The organism is Halomonas sp. DP8Y7-3 (assembly GCF_019801675.1).
Lineage (GTDB): Bacteria > Pseudomonadota > Gammaproteobacteria > Pseudomonadales > Halomonadaceae > Halomonas > Halomonas litopenaei_A.
This window is the reverse complement of the sequence record NZ_JAHVIO010000011.1, coordinates 138,248-156,045: the sequence shown is the minus strand read 5'-3', so window position 1 is coordinate 156,045 and position 17,798 is coordinate 138,248. Positions and strand designations below refer to the sequence as shown.

Here is a 17,798-nt window from a genome sequence, read left to right as displayed (position 1 = left end):
AGTCCTGGGGTCAGCCGTCATCATGATCGGCGGGGCCCTGCCCCGCCGGGGAATCCTGGGTTACGGCCTCGCGCGCACGGGGCGCCGACGCCAGAGGATACTCTTCAAAAAAGGGTCGTCTACCGCTGTCGTACCGGGCAAACACCTCGCGGGCCCGGTCGATATCGGCATAGATCTGTGTCTTCAGCGCGGCAAAGTCGGCAAAGCTCTCCTCCCCCCGCAGCTTGGCACAGGGCACTACTGTCAGCCGTCGACCGTAGAGATCACGCTCAACGTCCAGCAGGTGTGCCTCGAGCACAGGGCGTACCGACCCCACCGTGGGGCGCCAGCCAATGTTCACCACGGCCGGATAGCGCGTGCCGCTATCGCCTTCCACCTCCACCATGGCCGCATAGACACCTCGCAGCACCAGCGGTCCTGGCAGCAACGGAAGGTTAGCCGTCGGGACACCGATGGTGCGGCCACGCTGCTGGTCAGGCACCACCCGCCCGCGAAAGCAGTAAGCCCGCCCAAGCAGTTGAGCCGCTGCCTTGAAATTGCCGCAGGCCAGCAGGGTTCGCACCCGCGTGCTCGACACCCTGTCATCATCGACACGGAAGGTCAGGGTATGTTCTACCGTGAACCCCTGACATTTCCCTGCTTCGGTCAACAGAGCGAAATCCCCACGGCGGTCGCAGCCAAAGCGGAAGTCGTCTCCCACCACCAGATGCTGAACATCCAGGCCCTCGACCAGCACCCGGTCGATGAACTGCGCTGCCGTCAGCTGGCGCAGCGATTCGTTGAACGGCAGACACAGCACCCGATCAACACCGCACTCGCCCAGCAACTTTACCTTGTCACGCAAGCGCGTCAGCCGCGGTGGCGCCTGGTCACCGGCAAAATACTCCCTGGGCTGGGGTTCGAACACCACCGCAGTGACCGCGAGGTCGCGCCTGGCCGCCTCAGCGTGACACTGGTCGAGAATGGCACGATGACCCAGGTGGACCCCATCGAAGTTGCCGATGGTGGCGACCGTGCCTCTGTGCCTCTCGCGCAGATTGTGCAAGCCTCGGATTACTTCCATGAGCCGGATCACACCGAACCTAAAGGGTGACGAGTATAACGAAGTGCAGGGGGCCACGTCTTCCCGCTGACCCATTGCACGTCCATGGGCTAGCCCTTGAGCCGGAAGTGCCTGACGCGCACACCGGTGATCCCAAGCCAGGCGAAATAGGTCGCCCCGCCAGCGGCCACCAGCCCAAGCATCCACAGCGCCCGCGCGACAAGCGGCCAGGTCAGCCACTGGTGCCAGTCAGGCGCCAGCAGTATCAGCACGCCCGCCATGGCGACGCAGCCGCCCCCCAGCTGCACCCCAAAACGCCCCCAGCCAGGCTGAAAGTTCAGCACTCCTTGACGACGCAGCAGCCACGCCAGCATGCCGGCGTTCAGGAAAGCCGACAGCGCGGTCGCCAAGGCCAGGCCAGCGTGGGCCAGTGGCCAGATCAGGATCAGGTTGAAGACCATGTTGGCCACCATGGCGACGATCCCTACCTTGACCGGCGTCTTGGTGTCATGGCGGGCAAAGAAGCCTGGCGCCAGCACCTTGATCAGCATGAACGCCACCAGCCCAAGGGCATAGGCACGCAGGCTCATCGCCGCCATCACGATGTCATTGTCGGTCATGGCGCCATAGTGGAAGAGCGTGATCAGCAGCGGCTCGGCCAGCAGCGCTAGCGCCAGCGCCGCCGGCAGCCCGAGCAGCAGGACAGCACGCAGCGCCCAGTCCAGCATCTGACTGAAATGCTCGGTGGACGCTTCCGCATGACGGCGTGACAGGGCAGGCAAGATGACCGTCCCGATGGCGACACCAAAGACGCCCAGCGGCAGCTCCACCAAGCGGTCCGAGTAGTACAGCCAGGATACACTGCCGGCCGCCAGCAACGACGCCAGGATGGTATCCAGCAGCAGGTTGATCTGGGATACCGATACGCCGAACAGCGCGGGCGCCATCAGCTTGAGGATGCGGCGCACGCCTTCATGGGCGAAGTTTGGCCAGGGCCGTGGCATAAGCCCCAGGCGGACCAGGAAAGGCACTTGAAACAGCAGTTGCGCTGCCCCCGCAATCAGCACGCCCCAGGCCAGCGCCATGGACGGCTCGCTCATCAAGGGAGTCAGCAGCAGGGCAGCTCCGATCAGCGACAGGTTGAGCAGTACCGGGGTGAAGGCGGGCACGGCAAACCGATTCCAGGTGTTGAGCACACTCCCTGCGAATGCGGTGAGCGAAATCAACAGCAGATAGGGAAAGGTCAGCCTGAGCATATCAGCCGTCAGCGCCAGCTTTTCGGGATCGCGAGCAAAGCCGGGGGCAAACAGCCAGGTCAGCCAGGGTGCCGCCACGATCGCCAGCGCGGTGATCAGTGCCAGCACCGCAGCCAGGCTGCCACACACGGCGTTGAGCAGCTCACGCACCTCATCGCGGGTGCGGGTGGTCGAATACTCGGACAGCACAGGCACGAAGGCCTGATTGAAGGCGCCCTCGGCAAACAGCCGGCGCATGAAGTTGGGGATCTTGAACGCCACGAAGAAGGCGTCAGCACCTTGCCCAGCCCCCAGCAACGTGGCAATCACCACGTCACGCACCAACCCCAGCACTCTCGACACCATGGTCATGCTGCTGACCACCAGGCCAGAGCGCATCAAGCCACGTCGCGCGGGGGGACGCGCAGCGCCATCCTCCGCCGCGCCAGCAGGAGTTCCATTGCCTTGTTCCAGAGAGCGGCTCAGATCGCTCGCCTCGTGCTCAGGGCGATCATTGCTCGCCTGTGGCTGTCGACGCTCGTCACTCACGTCATCTCACCCTTTATCGCAGGACCCTTTGTGTCGGGACCATCGTTGCAGGACCATCGTCATGGAAGCCACCCTGGCGGTGGTGGCCAGAGCCAATCAGCAGACACAAAAAAACCGGCCGAAGCCGGTTTTTCGTCAGCATGACTCGGGCTCGCCGCGTCACACCGAGAGCGCAGTACCGGCTTACGCAGCCAGTGCCTTAATGCGCTTGTTCAGACGGCTCTTGATACGAGCGGCCTTCTTCTTGGACAGCGTGTCCTTGTCGGCAATGCGGTCAATGACCGGCTGGGCTGCCTTGAAGGCGTCCATTGCCTGGGCGTGATCGCCAGAGTTGATTGCCTTGATCACGCGCTTGACGTAAGTGCGGACCATGCTGCGCTGGCCTGCCTTCAGGACACGACGAGTTTCTGCCTGACGGGCGCGCTTACGGGCTTGCTTGCTGTTAGCCACTGACTGTCTCCTTGGAGAAAGTTGTCGTCACCGTCATACGATGACTTGATAACATTTTGATCCAACAGGGGAAAATAAAAAATCCCCGTCGGCCTGGCCATCTGGCCGACCGCCATAGCAACCTATGTTGCAAGGCAATCGTTACGGGCCGTGTCTGAGAGGATGGCGCATCCTATCATGTCAAGCCCCGGGGTGCCAGCTTTTCGGCACGTGTTGCCAGACGCCCCTGACAAGGCGGGTACAGGATGTGGCCTTGTCAAAACACCACCAGGTTGTCGCGGTGAATCAACTCGGGCGCCTCCATGTAGCCCAGTAGCTCGCAGATGCGTCCGCTGGGCTGCCCAAGGATCTTGCTCGCGTCATCCACGTGGTAATTGATCAACCCCTTGGCAACACGCTCTCCCTGCTCATCTACACAAAGCACCATGTCACCGCGGGCAAACCTGCCTTGAACGCCTTTTACGCCCACAGGTAGCAACGACGACCCCTTGTCGCGCAGGACGCGCACTGCCCCGCTATCCAGCGTCAAGGTGCCACGCACCTGCAGCTGACCGGCGAGCCAGCGCTTGCGAGCGGCCATGGGAGCACGATCGGGAGTCAGCAACGTACCGAGACGCTCGCCATCCGCGAGACGCTCCAGCACCCGCGGCTGGCGACCGCTGGCGATGACCGTGACCGCGCCCGAGCGGGCAGCCAGCCTGGCGGCGCGCACCTTGGTCGTCATGCCCCCGCGCCCAAGCGCACCGCCGCCGCCGGCCACCGCTGAAAGCCGTGGATCATCGGCGCGGCCTTCCTGAATCAGGTTGGCATCCGGGTCATGGCGGGGGTCCGCATCGAACAGGCCTTCCTGGTCGGTCAGGATCACCAGCGCGTCCGCCTCCAGCAAGTTCGCCACCAACGCGCCCAGGGTGTCATTGTCACCGAAGCGAATTTCGTCGGTCACCACCGTGTCGTTCTCGTTGATCACGGGGACAACCTTGAGGTCGACCAACGTCCTGAGGGCGGACCGCGCATTCAGGTAGCGCTTGCGATTGGACAGGTCATCGTGGGTCAGCAGGATCTGCGCGGTGAGCAGCTCATGACGGCCAAAGTGGCTTTCATAGGTTTCCGTCAGCACATTCTGCCCTACGGCCGCCGCCGCCTGGAGCTGATGAACTGACGACGGGCGAGATGCCCACCCCAGGCGCACCATGCCGGCGGCCACCGCCCCCGACGACACGAGGACCACTTCGACCCCGCGGGACGCCAGGGCGGCAATCTGGTCCACCCAGCCGCCAATGGCGTCGTCATCGAGGCCACGGCCATCGTTGGTCAACAGCGCGCTGCCGATCTTGACCACCACCCGCCGCGCGCTGCTCAGGGCGTCTCGCCCCGGAACCTGCTCTACGCTGTGCATCCTTTCCTCGACCTGTTCACGCTACCGACCGCGCCTGCTGCTGACAGCCCGGCAGCCCTATTGAACGTATTCGACCTCGACGTCGTGATCATCGTCGTCCAGATCATCATCGTCGTCGTCATCAACATGCTTGCGACGCCGCCCGAGACGAGCCTCGGTGCGCGCCACGGCTTCATCTTCCATCCGCTGGCGCATGTCCTGCTCGCGCTCCATGGCTTCTTCATCCTCGTTCTCGAGGGTGCGCTGTTCGGTCAACCAGCGATGAGCCGCCTGCACCAGCGCATCGGTGCCATCATTGGAGATGGCCGAGATACGGAAGACCGGCCCCTGCCAGTCAAGCCGACGCACGATCTCTGCCGCCACCGAGTCACGCTCGTCTTCCGGCAGCAGATCCAGCTTGTTGAGCACCAGCCAGCGCGGACGCTCCGCCAGCGTCGGTGAAAACTGCCCAAGCTCATGCATGATGGCGGCCGCAGCATCCACCGGATCAGACTCATCAAAGGGTGCCACATCCACCACATGGAAGAGCAGCCGGGTACGGGTCAGGTGCTTGAGAAAGCGCAGTCCCAGGCCGGCGCCGTCGGAGGCACCCTCAATCAGCCCGGGCACGTCCGCCATGACAAAGTGCTCGTGCATCCCCAGCTTGACCACGCCAAGGTTGGGCACAAGGGTGGTAAACGGGTAGTTGGCCACCTTGGGCTTGGCCGCTGAGACGGAGCGAATCAGCGTCGACTTGCCGGCATTGGGCAGCCCCAACAGCCCGACATCGGCCATCACCTTCATTTCCAGGCGCAAGTTGCGGCGCTCACCCTCTGTACCAGGAGTGGTCCGACGCGGCGCGCGATTGGTAGACGACTTGAAGTGGATGTTGCCAAGCCCGCGACGACCACCCTGGGCCACCTGCACGACCTGGCCGACCTCCGTCACGTCAGCGATCACCTCAAGGGTATCTTCATCAATGACGGTGGTTCCCACCGGGACCTTCACGTGGAGATCCTCGCCAGCCTTGCCACTCATCTGACGGCCCTGCCCGGGCTGCCCGTTCTGCGCCTTGTAGAAGCGCTGGTACTTGAAGTCGATCAGCGTATTGAGGGCGTCGTCACCAATCAGGTAAACACACCCACCATGACCGCCATCTCCACCATCCGGGCCGCCCTTGGGCACGTACTTCTCACGACGGAAGCTGAGACAACCGTTACCCCCGTTGCCCGCCTCCACGATGATCGAGGCTTCATCGACGAACTGCATCTGTCACTCTCCTGGCGGAAGCTTTCCACCATGATACAAGAAGGCCCCGCGCTTGGCGGGGCCTTCCGGGGCCTGACAGCAGACGAACTTCACGGCCGCTGCCTACCCATGGCGCTCGGGGCGGTCTCAGGCAGAGACAACGCTCACGAACTTACGGTTCTTCGGACCCTTGGTCTCGAACTTGACCACACCTTCGTCCAGTGCGAAGAGAGTGTGATCCTTGCCGATGCCAACACCGGTGCCGGCGTGGAACTTGGTGCCACGCTGACGCACGATGATGTTGCCCGGGGTCACTGCCTGGCCGCCGAACAGCTTGACGCCAAGGCGTTTGCTTTCACTGTCGCGACCGTTACGTGTGGAGCCGGCTGCCTTCTTATGAGCCATTGCAAAGTCCTCGCTCGTTGAGGGAATAGTCCGCTACGCATTCGCCGTGAGGCGAGGCGTTCTTAGGCAGAAATTCCGGTGATTTTAACTTCAGTGAACCACTGACGGTGGCCCTGACGCTTCATGTGGTGCTTACGACGACGGAACTTGATGATGGTGACCTTTTCGCCACGGCCGTGGGAAACGATCTCAGCGCTCACCTTGGCGCCGGCTACCAGCGGGGCACCGACGGTGACGTCGTCGTCATTACCAACCAGCAGGACTTCGTCGAATTCGACGGTATCGCCAGTCGGAATTTCCAGCTTCTCGAGCTTGAGAGTCTGGCCTTCCTGAACGCGGTACTGCTTGCCACCGCTTTTGATCACTGCGTACATGCTGTTTCTCCAGATACTCATCGGGGTTGGCTCTTGATCGACCTGCTTCGAGTGGCGCCCCTTTTGGCAGCCATCTGACAGGGAGCATGGATGAGTGGGCCGCGAATTATAACGATGCCCGCGCGACAACACAACCCGACGACTGCCGTCAAGCCACATTGCCGGCAAAAACCTCTTCACGGGCCCTGCCAGGGTGCTTATCGTCTTGACGGCCCCATAGGGGGCCCATAGCATGACCGGCAACCTGGCCCCTGGCCTCCCATCTCTATAAGCCGAAGCCGCCTTCATGCCTGTCAACGCCACCACGCCTTCATCTGCAGCTCCTTCGCCGATTCATGCGGTGGTCGCCGACGACTTCGCCGCCGTCAACCAGACCATCCTGGACCAGCTTGCCTCCCGCATCCCGCTGGTCGAAACCATTGGGCAATACATCATCGAAAGCGGTGGCAAACGTCTGCGCCCGCTGCTGGTGCTGCTGGCGGCAAGGGCGTTGAACTACCAGGGCGAGCGTCACATTACCCTGGCCACGCTGATCGAGTTCATGCATACCTCGACGCTGCTCCATGACGACGTCGTCGATGAGTCACACATGCGCCGCGGCAAGGCCACCGCCAACGACGCCTGGGGCAATGCGCCATCGGTGTTGGTGGGTGATTTCCTCTACTCGCGTTCGTTCCAGATGATGGTCGACGTCGGCTCGATGCGGATCATGGAAGTGCTGTCCGCCGCCACCTGCACCATCGCCGAGGGCGAGGTCCAGCAGCTCACCAACGTGGGCAATCCGGACACCGACGAAGCGGCCTACTTCGACACCATTCTTGGCAAGACAGCCATGCTGTTCGAGGCTGCCTCCCATAGCGGCGCCATCCTCGCCGGCGCCGATGAGCAGCAGGAACAGGCGCTGGCGAACTACGGGCGCTATCTCGGCCTGGCGTTCCAGCTTATTGACGACCTGCTCGACTACGAAGGCGACGCCAAGGCCATGGGCAAGAATGTCGGTGACGACCTGGCGGAAGGCAAGCCGACCCTGCCGCTGATTCAGGCCATGGCCGCCGGCACGCCGGAACAGACCCGCATCATACGTCGCGCCATCCGCAAGGGCGGACTCGACCATCTCGATGAGGTGCTGTCCATCGTTACCGCTACAGGGGCCCTGGATTACACTCGCCAGAAAGCGGAAGAGATGGTCTCGAAGGCGCTGACAGAACTCGATCAGCTGCCGCCCTCTCCCTACCGTGACAGCATGGCCGAGCTGGCCCGCCTGGCGGTGGAGCGCAAGACCTGACAATCACCAGGCCTGAAAGGCAACAGGCAAAGTGCCCTCAAGTGTCGGGCAAGCTGGAAAAAAGTACCGAATCGGGCTCGCAAGAGTTGCATCAATCACAAGGATCCGTATACTACGCATCCGTTGAGGGGCACACCTCACACGTCGGAGTATAGCTCAGCTTGGTAGAGCGCTGCCTTCGGGAGGCAGAGGTCGTAGGTTCGAATCCTGCTACTCCGACCAAAGAATTTCACAGAAAAAGGCTCCTGCGAACATTTCGCAGGAGCCTTTTTCGTTTCTGATACCCCATGTCGAGCTGGCGCTTAAGCAGCATCATTAGACCGCGGACCTTTTCGACCCCACCTGCACGTCGCTCCTGCCAACGCTACCGTCCAAAAGACCCCGCGACGTCACTCAGGTCGCCCTGCTTTGCGCCGGACTCGACTGCTCGTCACATCCTCTGTTCTATCTAAGCTCAACTCCCTGAGCTCATCTTCCTATGCTGAACCCAACTCAGCTCAACAGTGATATAAGCATCAATGACAGCGCTGGTACGTAGGCAATCACCAGCAGCGTCAGGACCATGGCCGTCACGAAAGGCACGATCCCCTTGATGACCGTACCCAAGGGCGCGTTACCAATCCGAGCTGCGACGAACAGGTTGATCCCCAGCGGCGGGGTAATAAAGCCAATCGCCAGACTGACCACCATCACGATGCCAAAGTGCACGGCATCAATCCCCATGGAGGTGGCCACCGGATACAGAATCGGTGACAGCACCAGAATGGCGGGGGTGGTATCCATCACGCAGCCAACCACCAGCAAAAGCACCAGAATCACCAGCAACATCACCGCTGGACTCGACGAGAACTGCAGCATGAAGTCGGCGATGGCCACCGGGATCTGCTCAATCGTGAGAATACGGGCAAAGGTGGAGGCACAGCCAAGGATCACCATGACCGTGCCAGTGGTAGCACAGGAGCCCGCGATCACCTTGAAGATGTCTCTGGGCGAGAGCTCCCGGTGGATAAAGACACCGCAGACAAATGCATAGACGGCTGCGACAGCCGCCGCCTCGGTCGGCGTGAAGATCCCCGCATAGATGCCACCAAGAATGATCACGGGGTTGAGCAGCGCCCACTTGGCTTCCCATACCAGGCACAGCGTCCTGCGCCCTTCAAAGGGCTCCTCAGTGCCTTTCCAACCCATTTTTCTGGAGTAGAAGTAGGCGTAAAGGATCAGCACCATACCGATCAACAATCCGGGCAATACGCCACCCAGAAACATGTTGGAGATGGAGGTGCCGGTAGAGACACCGTAGAGCACCATCGGAATGGATGGAGGAATGATGACGCCGATGCTCCCCGCCGCCGCCACCAGTGCCAGCACGAAGGACCTGGAATAGCCCGCATCAAGCATGGTCGGTATGACCATGGAGCCGACGGCCGCAACGGTCGCCGGACCAGAACCCGATACCGCAGCAAAGAACATGCACACCACCACTGTGACGATGGCCAGCCCTCCCGTCACACGCCCAAAGAAAGCAGACGCCACCGCCAGAATACGCCGGGAAACCCCACCGGCCCCCATCAGGTCACCCGCCAGGATAAACAGCGGAATCGCCATGATCGGAAAGCTGTCGGTAGCGGATACCAGGGTCTGCGCCACATACAGGTCGGACAGCGTGCCAAAGGTGAGAATTGTCACCACACAGGAGAGACCGATGGCGATGCCCACTGGCACATTGAGGATCAACAGCGCGACCAGGCTCAGAAACAACACGGCTGCAGTCATCTCACACCTCCGATTCGTGAGCAGCATCGGGATGCTTGATCCGCCAGCAGATGCTCTGAACCTGGCGCACCGTGGTCAGCGCAAAGCCCACACAGGGGGCTGCATAAACGATCCACATGGGCACGCCGATAGCCGGAGAGGTTTGGCCGAGCATCATCTGGCGCTCGATGACCGTCCAACTGGTCCAGACAACGTAGAGAGCGAAGACCAGAAACAGCATGTCCCCAAGAATCACGACCCAAGGGCGCGCCGGTCGCGGAAATAGCTTGAGCGCTGCATCGATCTTGATATGCCGCATTTCTCGCGCACCGTAGCTGATCCCTAGATAGATCAGCCAGATGAAAAAGTAGCGGGCGAGCTCCTCGGACCAGGAAAGGGACTCCCCCATGACATAACGCATAAATACCTGGACCGCGAGCAGCAACGTCATTGCCGACATCAGCACCACACAGATGGATATCTCGGCATACTCATCAAACCACGCAAGCACTTTCATCCACACTCTCCTGCGGCCACTGAAAAACAGTGCCGAGCCATAGCGTCACGAGATGTACAGACACCGTGAGGCTTGCCTGTAAAGGAAGGGTCGATCCTGAAGCCACCTGAAGGGCGCCATGACGCGGCGCCCTGGCACAGGCCTATTGCGCTAACACCTGATCGAGATATTCGGGATGGTCCATCTTCTGCTTGACCAGTCCATAGATATCGGCCTGCATAGCGGCATCTCGCCACTGGGCCTTCTGCTCGCTCGTAATCTCTGTCACCGTCACGCCTTGCTCATCGAACCTTGCCAGAATCTCTCCCTCCAGCTCCTCGGAGCGCTGACGCTGATAGGTGGTCATCTCATCGATGGCGGCCTCCAGCACGTCACGCTGGTCCTGGCTCAGAGCGTTATAGGCATTAAGGTTCATGAACACGAGATACGGGGTATAGACATGCTGTGTCAGCGACACATGATCTTGCACTTCCTGCAAACGGTTACCGTCGATGATTCCCAGCGGGTTTTCCTGAGCGTCGACCGTGCCCTGCTGTAACGCGGTAAACAGTTCCGTGAACGCCATCGGTGTCGGGTTGGCACCATAGGCGCGCCATGCGGCCAGATGGACCTCATTCTCCATGGTACGTACCTTCATGCCTTCCACATCGGCGGGTACCGCCACCACCTTTCCACTGTCGGTGAAGTTACGAAACCCGTTTTCCCAGAACGCCAGCCCCTTCAGGCCCTTGCTCTCAAGAGAGGCCAACAGCTGATCCCCCACCTCTCCGTCGAGCTCGGCATAGGTCCCCTCCTTGGACAGGAACAGGAAGGGCGCATCAAAGAGATAAAGGTCGGGAAACAGAGTGGCCATGGGACTGGTCGACGACAAACCAATATCGATGTCACCAAAGATGGTGCTCTCCACCACCACCCGGTCATCCCCCAGCTGGTTATCAGGAAAGATCGTGACCTCTAGATCACCACCGCTTCGCTCTTCTACCAGGCGCTTCAACTCATAGCTGGCGTCCTTGGCCGACACTGAAGTGACCGTGGACATACGTAGCGTCTCGGCCTGGGAGATAGCCGGCGTCATGGCCAACAGCGAACCGAGCATCGCGACCGACCTCACCCACCGGGGCTTGCAAGCTTTAGACATCGCCACTTCCTTCTTTCGCGTTAGAGTACGAGCCCGTCAGGCCCGAGAATGCCGCCAGGCGGCTTGTTACGACTCAGCGTGATGACACCCGCTATGTCGTCAGACGATTGACGGGCCACAGCACTGGCTCGCCTCGAGCAAACCGCACGGCCTCTTCCGCCACCTTGCGCTTGAGCTCAGCGGCCGCATCTTCCGAGTACCAGGCCATATGGGGGGTAATCAGACAGTGAGGGCTCGACCACAACCGGCTCGAGGGCTGCAGGGGTTCATACTCTGTGGTGTCGATACCCGCCCCCGCCACCTGCCCCGATGCCAGCGCATCGGCAAGGGCGTCTTCATCAATGATCCCGCCACGGGAGGTGTTGATGAGATAGACCCCTTCCTTCATTGAAGAAAGGGCGCTGGCATTGATCAGGTGATGAGTATCTGCCGTCAATGGGCAGAAAACGGCAATGACATCGGCTTCACTATATAGCTCTGGAAGCTCGGCACGCTGGATCAGCTCCGTCCCATCTTCTGCACACGGACGGTAGTAGGCGTCATAGCCCAGCACGTGGCATCCAAGTGCCTGCATCTTGCGCGCATATAGTCGCCCGATCCGTCCAAGACCGATCACACCGATGGTCAGCAAGGACAGTCGTCTCAGCGGGACCGCTTCGACATAATCCCAGCGCCCCTGGTGGCAGGCATGGTGCATTGGCACCAGCTTTCTCAGCAGAGCGAGCGTCAGCGCCAAGGCATGATCGGACACCTCATGCATGCCATAGTCGGGCACATGACAGACTTGCACTCCGGCCTGCGTGGCAGCCTCTATATCGATATTGTTGACGCCTACCCCGTAGCGGACGACTTGCTTCAGACGTGGCAATGCCTCGAACACCCGACGCGTAAAAGGGGCGTACTGGTTAAGTACGATATCAACGTCGCTAAGCTGCTCAATAACCTCCATCTCGCTACGGCAGCGCAACATCCTCGCCGAGAGGCCAGCAGCAGAAAAGATACCGCTCTCGATCAGATGATCGGCATGATCAAGATCCGAGAAGGCGATCTGCACACTCCTCGTTCTAGCGTCCAAGGTAGCCACCATCGACCGGCAAGATGGCGCCATTGACGTAGTCGGAAGCGGAGGACGCCAGAAATAAAAGAGGCCCTTTCATGTCATCGCCAACGCCCCATCTTCCCGCGGGAATACGCTCTGTGATCCCGGTATTGCGAGCATGATCTGCCAGCAGGGCCGCATTCATCTCGGTCGCCATGTAACCTGGTGCAATGGCGTTGACGTTGACGCCACGCCCAGCCCACTCGTTGGCCAGGGATTTGGTCAACTGCATGACACCGCCCTTGCTGGCCGCATAAGCAGGGACGGTATAGCCGCCGAAAAATGACAGCAGTGAGGCAATGTTGATGATTTTTCCACGCCGCTGATCAAGCATATGTCGCCCCGCAAGCTGACATAGCTCGAACACCGCCGTGAGGTTGACGTCGATCACCTCTTCAAAGGCTTCCAAGGGAAACTCTTCAGCGGGATAACGGCTCTGAATGCCCGCAGCATTCACCAGAATATCGAGCCGCCCGTCCAGTGCCTCCATGGCTGCTGCGAAGCCCTGGCGACGCTCATCTGTGCTCCTCAGGTCGGCCACGACACCATGACAGGTGCTTGCCCCCCTCGCCAGATCCCGCGCTGAAGACAGCACGCCGTCATGACTGCCAATAATCACCACCTCGGCGCCTGCATCGAGCAGGGCATCTGCCATGCTGTAGCCAAGCCCTCGCGAGCCCCCGGTTACCAAGGCTCTATGACCTGCAAGATCAAATAACGTCATGATTGACAGTCCACCAGCAGTTTGACGGTATGGATGGCGGGATCAGCGATCATGTCAAAGATGCTCGCCGAGCCTGATAGAGGAACGACCTGGGTGATCACCGGCGCCAGGGTGTCGGCCAACGCCTCAGCCAGCTCCACGGCACTGGCGAATTCCGCCAGGGTGTAGACTCGAGAACCGACCAATGTCAGCTCCTTGAAGTTGACGTCGATCAGCGATACCGGTGGCGGCGTCTTATGGGTAGCGGTGAGACAGAGCGTTCCTCCGACCCGGGCCAGAGCGGTCATCTCCAGGGCAGAGCTGGCCACCCCGGAACATTCAAAGACCACGTCCACGCCATCCCCTCCACTGACCTGCAGGACACGCTGCTGCAGACTCTCGATGCTGGCATCGACCGCGTCGAAGCCCATGCGTCGACACAGCTCGAGGCGAGATGAGTCAATGTCCGAGACAAGGATGCGCGACGCGCCAGCGTGACGCAGTACCACAGCGGTCAGCAAACCAATGGGGCCAGCCCCCATCACCACCGCTGTCTGCCCCAGAGTGAAGCGTGCTTGGTGAAGGGTGCGCACGACCACCGCCAATGGCTCGACCAGCGCCGCAATCTGATCCGGGAGCGCCTCGGGCACCCTGAACAGCACCTCATCATCGAGCCACATATGGTCAGTCAGCCCTCCATCACGATCGATGCCGATCAGCCTGAGATTGGCGCAGACATGTGGCGTGCCATGACGACAGGGATGACAGTCACCACACGACAGCAAAGGGTAGGCCACGACACGATCGCCGGGAACAAAGCGCGAGTGTTCGGGACATTCTTCGACCCGGCCTACGAACTCATGCCCTAGTATCAACGGCGCCTTGGCGCGCGGGTGCTTGCCAGAATAGATCCCGATGTCGGTGCCACAGATACCACATAGCAGCATTCGCACCTTTACCTTGGTGTCGCAGGGAACAGGCAAGGCGACCTGTTGAACTTCCACCTTCTCGGGCCCGGTATAGACCAATGCTTCCATCACCCTCTCCTGTTCACTGTTCCTGTCGCACCCTTGTCCTAACACTCCATGGGGCTGTGCTCAGCAGACCAAGCTCAGCAGACCCAGCCCACAAGACCCAGCCCACAAGACCCAGCCCGGCAGACCAGGCCTTACGGATCACGCTCGACAGGACAAGGCTCGAGCAATGGCATCTGCTGTCCTTTTCACCTGACCGCCTAGTGCACGCATTCGTTGCTCGGGCATGAAGCTGATGACGCTGGTCACGCTCACCGCGGCGATGGACAGGCCGGCATGGTTCATCACCGCCGCCGACACGCAGCGGATACCGTACTCGTTCTCCTCCCAGTCGTAGCTCCAGCCGCGCTCATCGCTCTCGATCAGATCTCGGCGGAGTTCGGCAAAGGTCTTTACCGGAGGAGCATCGTCTGCCGGAGAATGATGGCGCTGCAGTGAGGCGTGATAGGAGGGCCAGGAAGCAGGGTCGCGGGACGCCAGCATGGCCTTGCCCATTGCCGTGGCAAGAGCGGGCATGCGACATCCGCTGCGCGAACGCATCTCCAGGCTACGCTTGCCTGCCAGCTTGCACAGATAGAGCACGTCACTACCGTCAAGAACACCGAAGTGAACAGTGTCACGGGTATCATTGGCCAAGGCCTCCAGGAAGGGCCTGGCGATATCCACCAGTGGCTGCTGCTCCGCTGCCCGCTCTCCCAGCTCGATCAGCCTCGCTCCCAGGAAGTACCCCCTGTAAGGCACCTTGTGCAAATAGCCTTCCCTGACCAGACTGGCCAAGGTCCGGGCAATCGTGCTGCGTGGAAGCTGCATCGTCTGCGCCAGCGCCTTGGGGGTCGATATGCCACGCGCGACGTACTGGAGGATCTCAAGCCCTCGACTAAGCGTCTGAGTCCCAGACCGCACGACCGGCCTGTCTCGCTGGTAGGTCAACTCGTCCATGGCACCTCCCTGAATTCACTCCATTCAAGGCAAGCCGTCATGCACGGTCAAATAGTCACCACCAAGACCACATAGTGGGACAAAGAGGGGATTGAATGCAGAAAACGAGCAGAAAAATCGCTAACGTCGAAAAAACCATCGACTCCGAAGACGTCGAGCGTCACCGCTGCGTGCGAGATCACCTTGGCCTCGTGCAGGCGATCCACCCACATGGAGACAAAAGTCGACATCAGCAGGTTCGCTGACGCTCATTTAAGCCAAATTATTTAGCCCTGCTGGCCTGTCTGGCATGGTGCAGACCATGCCGCCAGCGCCTCCGGCTCCGCAGCCCCCGCCGATCAAGCCATCAAATACCAAGCCCCCCCAAGCAAGGCTTGGGGGGCTAGAAGTGGCTACGACAGGGTGCCAGCCGCAGGGCCCTGCACCACGATATCGCGGTCCGCTATCTCAGGCCGGCATATCGTTCGCCTTGGCATCGCGGGCCCACACCCGGTGGCCACGCATCGCTTCACGAAAATCGGCAAAGCACTGGTCGACACGATCCGCCGAGAACACGCCCTCTTCCGGTACCTCGATACCGGCACCCTGCAGCACCTTGGCACCGTCACCGAGAGCGGCGATAGGCTTGAGGTGCTTGTAGGCCTCCTGCACGTAGTAGAGGCCCAGGCCAGAGCCCGCCAGCGTCTTGGCGCTATCTTCACCCGGTGCCACCACGACAGCGTCCAGGGTCACCGAGGGCAGCCCATTGAGCATGGCATCCGGGGTCAGGGTGCCTCCTTGCAGGGTCTTTACCGCAGCCATCGACGGCGCAATGACCAACCCTTGAGCGCCTTCAGCCTCCAGACGCTGCTGTAAGGCTTCTACCTGCTCGCCATCGACACCATCGGCGGCCAGAATCGCCACCTTGCGATAGCGGATGTCGGGCTGTTCACGATGCAGCAGGCTCAGCGAAGGCGAACTATCCAACGATATCGTGCCAAGCTCTTCCTTGGCGGCGGGGGGATGATCCGGTGGTGTCACACCGTGCACCTCGCCGACCCGACGAGCCAGCGTCATATCGATATTGGGCAGAATCTCCCGAATCACCCGTTCCCGGATCCACGGTCGCTCCACCTTGGAAAGCTCAAAGGCGTAGGCCGCAATAATGTGCTCTTGCTCAACCGGCGTCTGGCTATGCCAGAACAGGCGAGCCTGGGAGTAGTGATCGCCGAAGGACTCGCTGCGTCCCCTGATCTTGTGGGCGTCGATGCGCTCGTGATAGCTCTCGTACCCGCCGTGTTCATCTGCAGGGGGCGTTTCACGGGGCCAACCATCGTCGATCGAGTTGGGCTCGTAGGACACCTGCCCCTTGTTGATGGTCTGACGGTGCGGCGCGTCACGCTGATGATTATGGAAGGGGCACACCGCCTGGTTAATCGGAATCTCGTGGAAGTTGGGGCCGCCCAGGCGCAGCATCTGGGTATCCAGGTAGGAGAACAGACGTCCCTGCAGCAGCGGGTCGTTGCTGAAGTCGATCCCTGGCACCACGTTGCCGGGATTGAACGCCACCTGTTCGGTCTCGGCAAAATAGTTGTCTGGATTGCGATCCAGCACCATCTTGCCAATGGGAGTCACCGGCACCACTTCCTCGGGAATCAGTTTGGTCGGATCAAGAATGTCGAAGTCGAAGGCATGCTCATCCTCTTCCTCGACGACCTGTATGCCCAGCTCCCACTCCAGCACATCGCCGTTCTCGATGTCGCCCCACATCTCGCGGCGATTGAAATCCGGGTCACGCCCCCAGAGCTTCTGCGCCTCGTCCCAGATCAACGAATGGGTACCGGCCAGCGGCTTCCAGTGGAACTTGACGAAGCGGGCCTTGCCACTCCGATCAATGAGCCGGAACGTATGAACGCCAAAGCCTTCCATATACCGATAGTGTCTAGGAAACGCCCGGTCTGACATGGTCCACAGCACCATGTGGGCGCTTTCAGGCATCAGTGAGACAAAGTCCCAGAAAGTGTCATGGGCGGACTGGCCCTGGGGAATCTCGTTGTGAGGCTCAGGCTTTACCGCATGCACCAGATCGGGAAACTTCATCGCGTCCTGAATAAAGAACACCGGCATGTTATTGCCCACCAGATCCCAGTTGCCCTCGTCGGTGTAGAACTTGGTGGCAAAACCGCGTACATCACGCACGGTGTCGTTGGAGCCCCGCGCCCCCTGCACGGTAGAAAAGCGCACGAACACCGGGGTCTTCTTGCCGGGATCCTTGAATAGCCCCGCCTTGGAATAGCGGGCTGCCGCCTCATAGGGCTGAAAGTAGCCGTGTGCCGCGGCGCCGCGAGCGTGGACGATACGCTCGGGGATGCGCTCGTGATCAAAGTGGTTCATCTTCTCGCGAAAGATGAAGTCTTCCATCAGGGTCGGCCCACGCTCGCCGGCCTTCAGCGAATTGTGGTTGTCCGCGATCCTTGTGCCCTGGTTGGTCCGTAGATCGTGGCCAGTGGCATCACTGCGGTAGGTCTCAAGGTTCTCTGACTTGCTGTTGGCAGTGGTACCACGCTCGGTGTCGTGAGCCTGGTCGCGATTCGAGGTGGTATGAGGGTTCTTCGCCATGACAAACACTCCATTGTTTGCTCGGGAAATATGCCGGCCGTCGCCGCTCATGCGA

General features: G+C 60.7%; 17 protein-coding genes and 1 tRNA gene. 2 read left to right on the top strand and 16 right to left on the bottom strand.

The window, feature by feature from the left end; translation table 11 throughout:
* Nucleotides 1–10 precede the first annotated feature (10 nt).
* The 7 genes from ribF to rplU all read right to left on the bottom strand — a co-directional run bounded on the left by ribF (nucleotide 11) and on the right by rplU (nucleotide 6,678).
* Nucleotides 11–1,063 (bottom strand): bifunctional riboflavin kinase/FAD synthetase, encoded by a 1,053-nt coding sequence (ribF, locus tag KUV86_RS14490; RefSeq protein ID WP_222485264.1) that lies wholly within the window; start codon nucleotides 1,061–1,063, stop codon nucleotides 11–13.
* A gap of 89 nt (nucleotides 1,064–1,152) precedes the next feature.
* The gene (murJ, locus tag KUV86_RS14485; RefSeq protein WP_222485281.1) at nucleotides 1,153–2,676 is read right to left on the bottom strand and encodes a murein biosynthesis integral membrane protein MurJ; all 1,524 of its coding nucleotides are present in this window, start codon (nucleotides 2,674–2,676) and stop codon (nucleotides 1,153–1,155) included.
* A gap of 333 nt (nucleotides 2,677–3,009) precedes the next feature.
* Complete coding sequence (gene rpsT, locus KUV86_RS14480; protein WP_206944002.1) at nucleotides 3,010–3,276, bottom strand: 30S ribosomal protein S20; 267 nt, start codon at nucleotides 3,274–3,276, stop codon at nucleotides 3,010–3,012.
* A 256-nt stretch (nucleotides 3,277–3,532) separates the two neighbouring features.
* Nucleotides 3,533–4,672, bottom strand: a complete 1,140-nt coding sequence (gene proB, locus KUV86_RS14475) for a glutamate 5-kinase (protein ID WP_206944003.1) — start codon at nucleotides 4,670–4,672, stop codon at nucleotides 3,533–3,535.
* Between the two features lie 57 nt (nucleotides 4,673–4,729).
* Nucleotides 4,730–5,920 (bottom strand): Obg family GTPase CgtA, encoded by a 1,191-nt coding sequence (gene cgtA, locus KUV86_RS14470; RefSeq protein WP_222485262.1) that lies wholly within the window; start codon nucleotides 5,918–5,920, stop codon nucleotides 4,730–4,732.
* A 126-nt stretch (nucleotides 5,921–6,046) separates the two neighbouring features.
* Nucleotides 6,047–6,304 carry a 50S ribosomal protein L27 gene (rpmA, locus tag KUV86_RS14465; protein ID WP_097790539.1) on the bottom strand — a complete coding sequence of 86 codons (258 nt, stop codon included), beginning with the start codon at nucleotides 6,302–6,304 and terminating at the stop codon, nucleotides 6,047–6,049.
* A 62-nt stretch (nucleotides 6,305–6,366) separates the two neighbouring features.
* Nucleotides 6,367–6,678, bottom strand: a complete 312-nt coding sequence (rplU, locus tag KUV86_RS14460) for a 50S ribosomal protein L21 (protein WP_206944005.1) — start codon at nucleotides 6,676–6,678, stop codon at nucleotides 6,367–6,369.
* A 286-nt stretch (nucleotides 6,679–6,964) separates the two neighbouring features.
* On the opposite strand from rplU, the gene ispB reads away from it, so the two are divergent.
* Both ispB and KUV86_RS14450 read left to right on the top strand, forming a co-directional pair.
* Complete coding sequence (ispB, locus tag KUV86_RS14455; protein ID WP_206944006.1) at nucleotides 6,965–7,963, top strand: octaprenyl diphosphate synthase; 999 nt, start codon at nucleotides 6,965–6,967, stop codon at nucleotides 7,961–7,963.
* Between the two features lie 145 nt (nucleotides 7,964–8,108).
* Nucleotides 8,109–8,185: transfer RNA gene (locus tag KUV86_RS14450), tRNA-Pro, on the top strand.
* Between the two features lie 270 nt (nucleotides 8,186–8,455).
* On the opposite strand, the gene KUV86_RS14445 is transcribed toward KUV86_RS14450, so the two are convergent.
* The 9 genes from KUV86_RS14445 to katE all read right to left on the bottom strand — a co-directional run bounded on the left by KUV86_RS14445 (nucleotide 8,456) and on the right by katE (nucleotide 17,743).
* The gene (locus KUV86_RS14445) at nucleotides 8,456–9,736 is read right to left on the bottom strand and encodes a TRAP transporter large permease (protein ID WP_206944007.1); all 1,281 of its coding nucleotides are present in this window, start codon (nucleotides 9,734–9,736) and stop codon (nucleotides 8,456–8,458) included.
* 1 nt (nucleotide 9,737) lies between these two features.
* On the bottom strand, nucleotides 9,738–10,232 hold the full coding sequence (locus KUV86_RS14440) for a TRAP transporter small permease (protein ID WP_206944008.1): 495 nt from the start codon (nucleotides 10,230–10,232) through the stop codon (nucleotides 9,738–9,740).
* 142 nt (nucleotides 10,233–10,374) lie between these two features.
* Nucleotides 10,375–11,370: a DctP family TRAP transporter solute-binding subunit gene (locus KUV86_RS14435; protein WP_222485260.1), complete on the bottom strand. Its 996-nt coding sequence runs from the start codon at nucleotides 11,368–11,370 to the stop codon at nucleotides 10,375–10,377.
* A 91-nt stretch (nucleotides 11,371–11,461) separates the two neighbouring features.
* Nucleotides 11,462–12,424 (bottom strand): C-terminal binding protein, encoded by a 963-nt coding sequence (locus KUV86_RS14430; RefSeq protein ID WP_222485258.1) that lies wholly within the window; start codon nucleotides 12,422–12,424, stop codon nucleotides 11,462–11,464.
* Nucleotides 12,425–12,434: 10 nt separating this feature from the next.
* The gene (locus KUV86_RS14425; protein WP_222485257.1) at nucleotides 12,435–13,193 is read right to left on the bottom strand and encodes an SDR family NAD(P)-dependent oxidoreductase; all 759 of its coding nucleotides are present in this window, start codon (nucleotides 13,191–13,193) and stop codon (nucleotides 12,435–12,437) included.
* Nucleotides 13,190–14,209, bottom strand: a complete 1,020-nt coding sequence (locus tag KUV86_RS14420) for a zinc-dependent alcohol dehydrogenase (RefSeq protein WP_222485256.1) — start codon at nucleotides 14,207–14,209, stop codon at nucleotides 13,190–13,192. Before KUV86_RS14420 ends, KUV86_RS14425 begins: the two co-directional genes overlap by 4 nt.
* Nucleotides 14,210–14,347: 138 nt before the next feature.
* Nucleotides 14,348–15,145: an IclR family transcriptional regulator gene (locus KUV86_RS14415; RefSeq protein WP_222485255.1), complete on the bottom strand. Its 798-nt coding sequence runs from the start codon at nucleotides 15,143–15,145 to the stop codon at nucleotides 14,348–14,350.
* Between the two features lie 47 nt (nucleotides 15,146–15,192).
* A complete protein-coding gene (locus KUV86_RS14410) occupies nucleotides 15,193–15,375 on the bottom strand; it encodes a hypothetical protein (protein ID WP_222485254.1) in 183 nt (60 codons plus the stop codon).
* A gap of 217 nt (nucleotides 15,376–15,592) precedes the next feature.
* Nucleotides 15,593–17,743 (bottom strand): catalase HPII, encoded by a 2,151-nt coding sequence (katE, locus tag KUV86_RS14405; protein ID WP_222485253.1) that lies wholly within the window; start codon nucleotides 17,741–17,743, stop codon nucleotides 15,593–15,595.
* Between the last annotated feature and the right edge of the window lie 55 nt (nucleotides 17,744–17,798).

What these genes read in the sequence shown, in the direction of transcription:
- ribF (WP_222485264.1), bottom strand. Translation starts at nt 1,063, where the DNA reads ATGGAAGTAATCCGAGGCTTGCACAATCTGCGCGAGAGGCACAGAGGC.
- murJ (WP_222485281.1), bottom strand. Translation starts at nt 2,676, where the DNA reads ATGCGCTCTGGCCTGGTGGTCAGCAGCATGACCATGGTGTCGAGAGTG.
- proB (WP_206944003.1), bottom strand. Translation starts at nt 4,672, where the DNA reads ATGCACAGCGTAGAGCAGGTTCCGGGGCGAGACGCCCTGAGCAGCGCG.
- cgtA (WP_222485262.1), bottom strand. Translation starts at nt 5,920, where the DNA reads ATGCAGTTCGTCGATGAAGCCTCGATCATCGTGGAGGCGGGCAACGGG.
- rpmA (WP_097790539.1), bottom strand. Translation starts at nt 6,304, where the DNA reads ATGGCTCATAAGAAGGCAGCCGGCTCCACACGTAACGGTCGCGACAGT.
- rplU (WP_206944005.1), bottom strand. Translation starts at nt 6,678, where the DNA reads ATGTACGCAGTGATCAAAAGCGGTGGCAAGCAGTACCGCGTTCAGGAA.
- ispB (WP_206944006.1), top strand. Translation starts at nt 6,965, where the DNA reads ATGCCTGTCAACGCCACCACGCCTTCATCTGCAGCTCCTTCGCCGATT.
- KUV86_RS14445 (WP_206944007.1), bottom strand. Translation starts at nt 9,736, where the DNA reads ATGACTGCAGCCGTGTTGTTTCTGAGCCTGGTCGCGCTGTTGATCCTC.
- KUV86_RS14440 (WP_206944008.1), bottom strand. Translation starts at nt 10,232, where the DNA reads ATGAAAGTGCTTGCGTGGTTTGATGAGTATGCCGAGATATCCATCTGT.
- KUV86_RS14435 (WP_222485260.1), bottom strand. Translation starts at nt 11,370, where the DNA reads ATGTCTAAAGCTTGCAAGCCCCGGTGGGTGAGGTCGGTCGCGATGCTC.
- KUV86_RS14425 (WP_222485257.1), bottom strand. Translation starts at nt 13,193, where the DNA reads ATGACGTTATTTGATCTTGCAGGTCATAGAGCCTTGGTAACCGGGGGC.
- KUV86_RS14420 (WP_222485256.1), bottom strand. Translation starts at nt 14,209, where the DNA reads ATGGAAGCATTGGTCTATACCGGGCCCGAGAAGGTGGAAGTTCAACAG.
- KUV86_RS14415 (WP_222485255.1), bottom strand. Translation starts at nt 15,145, where the DNA reads ATGGACGAGTTGACCTACCAGCGAGACAGGCCGGTCGTGCGGTCTGGG.
- KUV86_RS14410 (WP_222485254.1), bottom strand. Translation starts at nt 15,375, where the DNA reads ATGTCGACTTTTGTCTCCATGTGGGTGGATCGCCTGCACGAGGCCAAG.
- katE (WP_222485253.1), bottom strand. Translation starts at nt 17,743, where the DNA reads ATGGCGAAGAACCCTCATACCACCTCGAATCGCGACCAGGCTCACGAC.